The 781-nt window shown below is 45.7% G+C and carries 1 protein-coding gene; it reads right to left on the reverse strand.

Annotated features, from left to right (window positions below):
• Window positions 1-83 precede the first annotated feature (83 nt).
• The coding region (locus tag R7Z77_RS25075) for a helix-turn-helix domain-containing protein (RefSeq protein WP_318137009.1) at window positions 84-781 on the reverse strand (698 nt) is incomplete at its 5' end.

Consider the following 781-nt stretch of genomic DNA (forward strand, 5'->3'; position numbering starts at 1 on the left):
TTGCAAGTAATATACCAATTGCACATCACTTTCCGTCGAGTAACTCTTTTCACGTTCTTACTAGCAGTTGCATACCATTCCCATTAAGGCTGAATTCGCTGCTGATAATGCTGGCGGTAGTCGCGTGGTGTTAGTCCTTTGTACGTTTTGAAGTGGCGATTAAACAGGGCTTGATTACGATATCCGACTCGCTCAAACACAATCCCAATCGGCAACGACGTAGATTGCAGCAAATCTGCGGCATGATTGATCCGCAATTTCATTAGACGTTGGCTAAACGGCTCTTTAAAGTGCTTTTGAAACAATCTTGTGACCGCACTTTCACTCAGCGATAAGTAGTTCGCCAAGTCTGCGAGCGTCACCTTAGTTGCAAAGTGTTGTTCGAGATACGCGTTAACACTTGCCACGCGCTCTCTTTCCTGTAGCTCGTGTTCACTCATCGATAAGTACGAGTGAGTCATCAGTGTTTTCGCTCCTTCATCGTGAGCAATCAGAGACAAAACATGGAGAAATCTCGATAGTTGCTCCATTGCAGGAAACGTCATGAGCTCATGCAGAAGATCCACAACGTGCTGAGCTGTCCGTTCAGAAAACACCACACCTTTATTGGCCGCCTTTAAAAGCGGGTCAAGCTTTCTAAGCTCTGCGCAATAGAACATCAAATTGGCAATCCACTCACGCTTAAACCAAATCACATGAGTCTCGCACTTGCTTTCGACCAATGTGGAGTGAATTGAATGAGGCACACCAGGCGCGATCAATAGCATTTGGTTGTGAGTCA

This window comes from Vibrio sp. 1401, assembly GCF_033340295.1.